Origin of the sequence: Acinetobacter sp. Res13-Abat-PEC15-P4-01, from assembly GCF_015676285.1 — a bacterium.
Lineage (GTDB): Bacteria > Pseudomonadota > Gammaproteobacteria > Pseudomonadales > Moraxellaceae > Acinetobacter > Acinetobacter nematophilus.
This window is the reverse complement of record NZ_JADAIN010000005.1, coordinates 19,189-28,293: the sequence shown is the minus strand read 5'-3', so window position 1 is coordinate 28,293 and position 9,105 is coordinate 19,189. Positions and strand designations below refer to the sequence as shown.

Below are 9,105 nucleotides of genomic sequence, written 5' to 3'. Positions count from 1 at the left end.
TTTATACCTTCTTTTTGTTTCTCAACATTAGAGCAAGCATTAAAGGATATTGTTGTAAATAAACAGAGAACAATACGCTTAAATAACTGCATGGCTTAATTCTCCTCATTATTTATTCAGGCGCAAAAACCTCGATTTTTAATGCTTTCATTGCATCTTTACTAAAGATATTTGTTTTTCCATCCTCATCTGAAACACCTTCAAAAACTTCCCCATCATCAGCAGTTATTTTATATTTCAAGTTTTTTGCAGGCACACCATCAGGATAATGCAAAATAAAATGCTCATCATACTGTGCCTTGAGTTCAGGCATTGCAGGGAGCTGCATTGAAAGTGTTGCACCACTGTTGGTTTTGATCTGACCTGCTTTGAATTCAAGTAATCCTGGACAGGCAATTTCGATATTTCCGTTCTGGATTTTAATGAAGCCGCCACCTGAGGTGAGCAGTATTCCTTTCCCACTTTCCACCCTGACAAAATCACTGAGTGAATACACATGCATTTGTTGTTGTGATGAAAGTATCATCTTGCCTTTTTGTGCAGTCATCTCTACATCGCCCTCACCCGATTTAATCTTGATGCCTGCATGTTTGGCGAAGATGGTAATTTTGTTTAAGGCTTGGGCAATCCAACTTTTACCCGTAAAAAATTGCAGGTTCTTTGACTTACTTACATCTATATTTTGTTTTGACTCAAGATAGAGACTCTCTTTACTGTCTAAGATCATCGCTGATTCACTATGCAAAGTGACTAAAGCATCACTGCTTTCATCCCATTTTTGAAGTTTGTCTTGTAATGATTGTTGAGCGCTTAGATCAGGTTCATCTATTTGGTGTACTGTTGCAATTTCTTTAAAATATTGATTGCTATCGGCATGATGTTTTATATTTTCAAGCACTTTAGAACGCGCAAGCTGTGCACCTTGAGCTTGTTCAGACGCTTCTGAGCTGAGTAGAATACCTTTAGTGGCTCGAATCGCCCCCCACTGATCCGTCCTTAACTCAAAGCCTTCACCACGCCCCTCACTTTCTGCGGTTTCTTTAGGATGGCTTAGGTTTCCTAGATTGAGTTGTGTTGCACCATGACTCGATTGTAGTTGTGTACTGAGCTGTCCAGTCGTGTCGTCAAACCTGAGTTGTCCAAAGCCTTCTCCATTCACTTCTTTTGAGCGGATACCACTGAGCTTTTTCGTGTCAGGTAGCTTGCCTTTGAGATCAAACTGGGTAGGAGAACGTTGTCCTTCATGGATTCGTCCTGTCACAAATGGTCTGTCAGGGTTGCCGTCAAAGAACTCAACAACGACAATCTCTCCAACCCTCGGCAGGAACCTTGCACCATAACCGTCACCCGCCCAAGGGGTCAGTACATCCACCCAAGCAGAGTCGGTATCATTATCATTTGAACCTGCACCACCATCATGGGCATGATCATCAGGGCGGGTAAATAAGAAACGGACTTTAATCCGCCCCCATTCATCGACATGGATTTCTTCGCCATCACCCACCACGATGGCACGTTGTACATAGGCACTAGGACGATGTATCAGTGGATCGTATTCGGGAACCACGTCAATACTTCGACGCACAATCATCAGCTCATTGGCTTGCCGTTCCTGCTCACTGTCTTTGCTGATTTGCCAATGGCTCAGCATTAAGAGTTTTTCAACCTGATCTTGAATGTCTTTGGGAAGGTTGTTTTGATTGTAGTAGTGCTTTTTGAGTATTAAAAACTCCCGATCTTGAGCAGCATGATTTTTTTCAAGTTCTGGATTTTCCAACAACTCAAACCAATAGCCGACCTGGGTATCTCGGACATGACTATGTGCTGTAAAGTATTTGGCCTGTAAGGCTTGGTATTGACTCAGTTGTTGGTTGAGTTTCTCGAGTTGGTGATGACCTGATTTTGTGGCTTGGTCTTCACCTTTAAGGTCACTGATCCATGCTGGAGATGTACTCCATGCCTGTTCTAAGCTTAGACTTTCATTGTCTCGATTTGCACTGTGCTTGTGAGAACTCAATACTGAACCACTGCCGTCTTCTAGACTTAAATCATCTGCTTGCCAACGTTGTATATGGATTGCAGTCGACTGTAATTGCCTGTTTGCGACTAAACTGGTGATGCTGTCGTACTGTTCAGTGGCATGGGATCTGTGGTATCGGATGCTTCTACGGTCAAGCGCTTTAAATTGCGCGTTGCCATCAATTAAACGTAACTGCTGTGGTTCTATACCTTGATTGTGATCTAAAACCACATAATTTGATTCATCAATCAACCAATTGATTGACTCTTCACGTAAAATTCGAGTCAAATATGTGTAGTCAGATTCATTTATCTGCATTGAAAATGGACGTACGTCATAGGTCTTGGTTAGACCACTGAGGTCCAGTTTTAAACTGGATGCAAACAAATTGCTTTTCGTCTGCCATTCCTTGAAAATTACTTGAAAAATTTCAGGAATGCTTTTATTCATAAACACGCGGCTGTTACGTCGTTTATGCCATAGGCTTGTTGGGTCTTGCAGGGTTAAGCGATATAAGCACAAAGCTCCGTCAGATTGTCCTTGCGATGCACCTGTAATAATCCCCGAAGTTCTAAATAGCTTGCCTGAATCTGTGACTTGATCCACTGAGACTTGGCAAGCGATAAACTGCTTGAGTTCTATGAATGGATTGCTTGAAAGACAGATCAGTTCTGCGGATAATCCCGCATTGATGGCATGATAACCATCAATACGTTGCAGCATGACTTGGGCATTGAGTTGTGAGTTTGAAAACTGAACACGGATGGCACGTTTTTGTGTTGTATATCCCAATCTATCGAAAAAAGTAAAAATATTATTAAGCATTATTATGACCTTACATTTAATAAAGAAAAACTTAACACAAGGTGAAGAATATCTCAAATGACAATCAATTACATTTTTTAAGCTCATGGCCTTTAAAAAATCTCATTATGAATTAGACATTTATTTGTTTTTTTCTTATTGTTGAGACGATTATCAAACTCATCAACTCAAAATCATGATGTTTTATAGAATTTCCCTAATAAGTCGTAGGAATAGATTCACTTAAAAAGTTTTATTATCTGATTGAATAGGAGCATTAGGATTAGATTTAAAACGCTATGCCTGACATTATTATTTTTAGCCGAATACTCCAACCCATAAAGTGCCGGAGTGATTCTATGAGTAACTTAAGACCTTAAAATTAGGATACAGGTCCTTGATCAGCAACTGTGAAAAACCATTTTTGATCAACTTTAACTGCTTTATATGTAGATGCTTGTGAACCTAAATTACCTAAATAATAACCCCCTTGAATTGTACACTGCTGCTGATCATCACAGTTTAACGAGTTGATAAAAAGTAAGGTTGCTTTCGAATTGTCCTTTTTAAGTCTTACATCATTGGCAACAGTACATTCTGAAACTGGAACAATATTTGGGTTGGACTGTGTTAGTTTTTTTAAAATTTCTTGCTGAGGGTTAGTCACATTCTGACCATCTTTATATCCTATACAATATGCACCAACATAATTAGAACTATTTTTATTCGACAAATAATGATAAAAACTTAATTCAATGTCATTTTTAAAATGATTTTGTCCCGTTGCTACTGTTGTACATCCAACCATCATCAATAAAGGCAAGAACCATAATTTTTTCATTAATCAATCATCCGTATTAGATTTAAACAAATTCAGCATATACTTAAATAAAACCTGTATAAACCACAAAGCTTTTTAAATAAAAGTATATTTTTCATTATAATTTAAATAACCAGATTACAAAAAAAATTAATATATAATTTTGTTAATTTTATTTAAAACATTCAATAATTCGTCATGTTTATTTTATAAATTTAGAAATCCATTACTTTTAATCATTAACAATCATTACTTTTAATCAACAACCTATTTTATAAATCATTTTTACTCAGCTCTAAATTATAAATACCTGCAATCGAATTAAACCTTAAGCCAAGTTGTTTTCCTCTATTTCTATAATACTCAGCAAGGATTTTTAAAGTCTTTAGTACATCCGATACAAGCTCAATCCCTATTCTTTTTTTATTAATTTCTCGATTATATCTTTTTAACACAGGATCTAATCCGCAACGCTTACTAGTCTTGCACGTTGACAGGATATAGAACATAAACTCCTTAATCACCATTATCTGCAAGAATAAATGAATATGTTGGAACTCAATGAAAACTGCGTTTGAACAGTTCAAAGTCTCGTACAACACCTTTACTCATGCATAAACTCAGGATTTGCTGAGTTTTACTGTGAATGATCGCTTGCACCTTAAATGTATGCAGTTTTTTCTTACCACTATAGCTTTTCTTCTGTTTTTTAGGTCTTTGAATTGGAGTTTCAGTCATATCTACAAGCATAACATTCCAGTCTATACCTTCCCTTTCCAGGATATATTTGGATAGATTAAACAAGCCTGACTGGATGAAAGTATCTTCAACGTGATAAACCATTATGAATGCACTGGGCTCTGATACACCGAAACTCGTAGCAACATGGAATAAAGTTCGATATTCTCACCAATAGCTTAAACAGAGTAAAATTTAATCTTCAAAACACAGTTTTGGTGGTCTGCCTATAGAAAGAATTTGCATCTGCTTTTGTTCAACCATAAGAGAAAACATTGAACGGTATATGCCTGTATAATGCTTAAACTGAGCATCAGGAAGCTTTTTTTGATTTATGAGAAAGCTTTATTTAATATTTATACTAAAATTAGACTTTCAATCCTCCCGCTGTAATCCCATTACATTTTATTGAAAATGTATTTTTAAATATATGAAAATAATTTTATATTAAGTCTTTATAGGCATTTTATAGTATTATTGATAATCAATACGAAATTCCGCATACGCATTTGCGATACCCGCTGTTGCAGCAGCATCTGTAGCCACATAATTTGCGTAAAAAACAGCTGAAACCTTTCCATTCGCATCCACCAGGAAAGGACGACTTTTACCCACTAAATCACCGGGAAAACGTGAAGTTTTACTGATTGGGACTCGATTACGATCAGAATCAGTCAGTTCTATCGCAACGTGTTGTGCTGTGGCAGCAGCATTTGCATTGGTTAAAGCTAAAAATTGATTATTGACAGGATTCTGTTCCCCGATGAATGTAAATGTTACTGCAGCATTTGGTGGACACTGTGACAGATTAAATGGAATTGCTATACGGGGTCCTTTAGCGCCAGGCACTTTCAGTTGACGTGTAGAATTTTTACCTAAATCTACAATTTTATGTGATTCACTCTCCTCAACACCACACGTAGAATTGGTCGCATTACCTTTTAAAGTAAAGTTATAGGTGCCCAGGTCTGCGTGAGCATAATTCAATGAGTAACAATTCATTATGATAAAGCAAACAGCAGGATAAAAATTTTTTTTAAATACATTCATCATCAACTCCTAGTCAAAGTCAATTCGGAAATAACCTCTCGCCTGAAAAGGTCCAGGTGTAGGTTGATTTCCAGTTACACTCACTGGCCAGGTTTTAACCACGATATTGGCTGGATTGGTATTGTTAAATTGAATTTTACTATTCATATTATTAGGAATAAGAATATTGTCATTTTGATCTGACATCTTGAAACCAATATCTGGATTATTAGACACAATAATGTCATTGGCAGGTCCACCCACTTTATCGGTTTGAACACGTAATGTAAGTGGTGCGTTATTCGCAATATAACTATTACATTTTATCGATAACGGCATATTTGCCTTGGCAATACCATCCGGTTTATTACCAATCCCAGACTGTTTAAAGCGATAGCTTGGAATGTCACCAAAATCAACGATAGAATCAACATTATCATTGATGATGCAGTTTTGGGGTACCACTACTCGACCTCTTAGATGCAGTGTTTGTTTTGCACCATTGGCCTTTCCTGAACCTGCAGGTGCAGCATTGTCACCTGTATAAAAGTCAGCAATAGGCACATCAATATAACTAAAGCCAACAAAAGGTTTAGAGATTCGCATGGTTAAAGTAAAGGTTGTATTTCCACCATGATAACTTGTTCTACACCATTCAGTTGGATCGCCAAATTTTCGATTGACTGCTGGTACAGGAACATTTGTGCCATTATAAGTATAAGTCACTGAAGCCTGTAAATATTCATTCGCTTGAGTATAGCTCTTTCCAGAGATATTGATGGGTGGTCCATTGACATAATCAGTTGTCATATAAATAGGAATCGATTGACCATTTAAGACAGTCCCATTATTACAATGCGTGGTATATGCATCACCATTGATACTGACTGTTAGAGTTTGATTGAATGTTTTCCCAACTGCGTTATCGGCTGGATTGGTAAAGGTATAGGTTCCAAAGTCAGCATATAAAACTGTTTTTTGTTCTGTTCTCCACCAACCTGCTGAAACATCCATAGCAGTCAGCAATAACAAAGTAGATGCAAGTAATTGGTTTTTCATCAATGCTCTCCTGTTACTTACATTCAACGTTAAACTGTTGTATTGCAAGACTTAAATCTGCTGTGCCAATATCATAATCCGCAACACATTTTTGTTCAGTTGTTTCCCCCCAAGCAATCTCCAGTACACCTTTTAAAGGTAACCCTGTCATATAGACCTGCCCAAACTCTGCCGCCATACCTGATGCTTTTCCACCTGTAACCGTCACATTGCTGGCATAAGGAATAGGTTGTCCCTTATATTGAATATTAATGAGTGCGCGAACACCAATACTGGTGTCAAATGTCGCACGACCAATCGCACCACGGATCGGTACAACATGACTGACATTGCTATTGATTTCTAAATTTGAATCAAAACTGTTTGAATCTAGTGCCACACGATTTAAGCGATATTCTGACGCGTAAGGTAAAATTGCATAGCCACGCCAGTCCGTTTTAACACCATTGTAATTTTCAACTTTTACACCTTTTGCACCAGGCGCTTTCACTAAAATACTGGTGTCACCTAAGGTCTGTCCAAAAGTTAAACCATCTTTGTGCAGCAACATACCGCCTGTTGCACTGTAGCTAAAGCGGTTATTGTTGCCATCATAGCTGTAACCTGCACCAATGTTGCCATACGTTCCATTGTAGTTGGCATTGATTGATCCAGCAGAACCTTGTTCAGTCACATAGCCTTGTCGAATACTATAATTAAGATTTCGATCTTTTAATAATGTACCGTTAATACCCACCAGATAAGCATTATTGCCATCTGAATTTTGCGTTGTAGATGCGGTCGCATAAGTATTGCCCCATGTACTGTTATGGAAATTGGCTTTGGAACGTAAGCGATCTAATGGGAAAGATATATTCGCAGTATACATTGTATTGGCTTTCTCTAATTGAGAAAACATGTTACGGCTCACCCCCAAAGAATAACTTACGCCATTCCATGCACCATTGTAACCTGCTTGTACCCACTCATCTTTTTTCGAAGTCCCCCAATAACTTTGTTGATTTGCGGCAAAGTAAACAGAACCATACTGCCCCATCGAATGGGAAATATTGGCTTGCAAACGCCCTTTTTTGGTGTGATTGAGATCATAACCATTGGCTGTTATTCCAACAGTCGCTAAATTTCCGTCTTGAGTTTCAGCTTTTCCATAATTGTCACTCATCTGTCCGTAGAAAACGTCATTCAGTGTATAGAACCCCCGCGTTGAATAACGATAGCCTAACAGTTGGAAACTTGTTCCAGAACGAAGTAACGATTTAGAGTAGAGAAATCGCATAGATTGACCACTATGCTTAGAACCATCAACCAACTCACTTTTGGCATGTGTTAAATCGAATGAAAACGCACCAAATTTCCCCATATTACTACCAAAGCCAATCAAGCCACTTTGATAATGGTTTGATAGTTGGGAACCACCATAAATGGAAAGCCCTTTATCTAGGCCGTGTACGATTGTAGCCTGTACAACTGTGTCGTTCCCTCTGTCACTACGTAGACCGTTACGAAACTCGCCAGCCAGAACGCTATAACGTGTCCGCCCTTCTCTCTGTAAAATGGGTAAGCTTGAATAAGGAACCAAATAACTTTGGACAGATCCATCACTCTCTTCAACCGATACATGTAAATCCCCACTACCAAAAGCTGGATTCAAGTCTTGAATTAAAAACGGTCCTGGAGCAACATTGATCTGGTAAACAATATTATTATTTTGTCGAATCACTACTTTTGCATTACTTTTAGCAACACCACGCACATTCGGAGCATAGCCTTGTTGACTGTCGGGATACATTGCATCGGCAGTAGATAATTCGACACCACGGTAGCCAAAACTATCAAAAACACTACCGTCAGTAGCACCATCTCCAATTCTCAATTGGCTTTTGATTGGAATCAGTGTTTTTTGAAGATAGGTATTGAGACTTGTCCACTCATGGTTTGAGAAATTATCATCAGAATTATAATTAAAACTTCCGGAATGGCGAAGCTGCCATGAACCTAAATTAAGACCACTGTCCACACTGAGATATAACCCCTTCCCAGCTGTAGCTGAACCTGAGTTGTTATAGCCAGATAGCCGATAATTCAGAAACATCGCATTGATACCCGCATCCCATTGTTCAGGAGGAATATAGCCACGAACCTGATTTTTTAAAGCAATTTGCGGGAGATCAATATAAAGTTTCTGTTTACTAAATTGAAAACGACTATTTGCACCTTCAATGGCTTGAGAAATATCAAGGCATGTTGATTCTTGAGCACGCATTAACTCAGGATAAGCCGATGTATTTACTCCAAAACTTTCTAACAGTTTGACATCCAAACATGGAACCAGACCTGTGTTATCTTGTGCATTTTGCTTTTCAATAAATTGAATATCACGTGTCAGAACATACTCATCATTTGCATAAATTTCAACACGATAAACACCAGGTAATTGTTGCTGAGAACTTTGTAACTTCGATAAATCTGCAATTTGTGCATTTGACAAGCCATCAGTTAAAAATGCAGTATTAAAAACTTGCTCAGCATATACATGTTCTGCAAAAACAGTACTAACAGCCATTGCCGATGCAACACACATAGGCAGTGCTTTTACTTTTGCATACATCGGTTTGATTGGCGTCATGAATTAATT

Annotated in this window: 7 protein-coding genes; all 7 read right to left on the bottom strand. The window is 38.0% G+C overall.

The window, feature by feature from the left end:
* Positions 1-112: 112 nt before the first annotated feature.
* Positions 113-2,845 carry a type VI secretion system Vgr family protein gene (locus tag IMO47_RS00660; protein WP_196077577.1) on the bottom strand — a complete coding sequence of 911 codons (2,733 nt, stop codon included), beginning with the start codon at positions 2,843-2,845 and terminating at the stop codon, positions 113-115.
* Positions 2,846-3,206: 361 nt separating this feature from the next.
* The gene (locus IMO47_RS00655; protein ID WP_196077576.1) at positions 3,207-3,665 is read right to left on the bottom strand and encodes a hypothetical protein; all 459 of its coding nucleotides are present in this window, start codon (positions 3,663-3,665) and stop codon (positions 3,207-3,209) included.
* Positions 3,666-3,916: 251 nt separating this feature from the next.
* The gene (locus IMO47_RS00650; RefSeq protein WP_196075825.1) at positions 3,917-4,099 is read right to left on the bottom strand and encodes a hypothetical protein; all 183 of its coding nucleotides are present in this window, start codon (positions 4,097-4,099) and stop codon (positions 3,917-3,919) included.
* Positions 4,100-4,202: 103 nt separating this feature from the next.
* Positions 4,203-4,487, bottom strand: coding sequence for a transposase family protein (locus IMO47_RS00645; RefSeq protein ID WP_196075824.1), 285 nt, complete (start codon positions 4,485-4,487; stop codon positions 4,203-4,205).
* 369 nt (positions 4,488-4,856) lie between these two features.
* The gene (locus tag IMO47_RS00640) at positions 4,857-5,384 is read right to left on the bottom strand and encodes a fimbrial protein (RefSeq protein ID WP_242052580.1); all 528 of its coding nucleotides are present in this window, start codon (positions 5,382-5,384) and stop codon (positions 4,857-4,859) included.
* A gap of 57 nt (positions 5,385-5,441) precedes the next feature.
* On the bottom strand, positions 5,442-6,470 hold the full coding sequence (locus IMO47_RS00635; protein WP_196077387.1) for a fimbrial protein: 1,029 nt from the start codon (positions 6,468-6,470) through the stop codon (positions 5,442-5,444).
* A 13-nt stretch (positions 6,471-6,483) separates the two neighbouring features.
* Positions 6,484-9,096, bottom strand: coding sequence for a fimbria/pilus outer membrane usher protein (locus IMO47_RS00630; RefSeq protein ID WP_196077386.1), 2,613 nt, complete (start codon positions 9,094-9,096; stop codon positions 6,484-6,486).
* Positions 9,097-9,105: the final 9 nt, after the last annotated feature.

Coding starts and splice junctions, on each gene's coding strand:
- IMO47_RS00660 (WP_196077577.1), bottom strand. CDS start 2,845: ATGCTTAATAATATTTTTACTTTTTTCGATAGATTGGGATATACAACA.
- IMO47_RS00645 (WP_196075824.1), bottom strand. CDS start 4,487: ATGGTTTATCACGTTGAAGATACTTTCATCCAGTCAGGCTTGTTTAAT.
- IMO47_RS00630 (WP_196077386.1), bottom strand. CDS start 9,096: ATGACGCCAATCAAACCGATGTATGCAAAAGTAAAAGCACTGCCTATG.
- IMO47_RS00655 (WP_196077576.1), bottom strand. CDS start 3,665: ATGAAAAAATTATGGTTCTTGCCTTTATTGATGATGGTTGGATGTACA.
- IMO47_RS00635 (WP_196077387.1), bottom strand. CDS start 6,470: ATGAAAAACCAATTACTTGCATCTACTTTGTTATTGCTGACTGCTATG.
- IMO47_RS00640 (WP_242052580.1), bottom strand. CDS start 5,384: ATGAATTGTTACTCATTGAATTATGCTCACGCAGACCTGGGCACCTAT.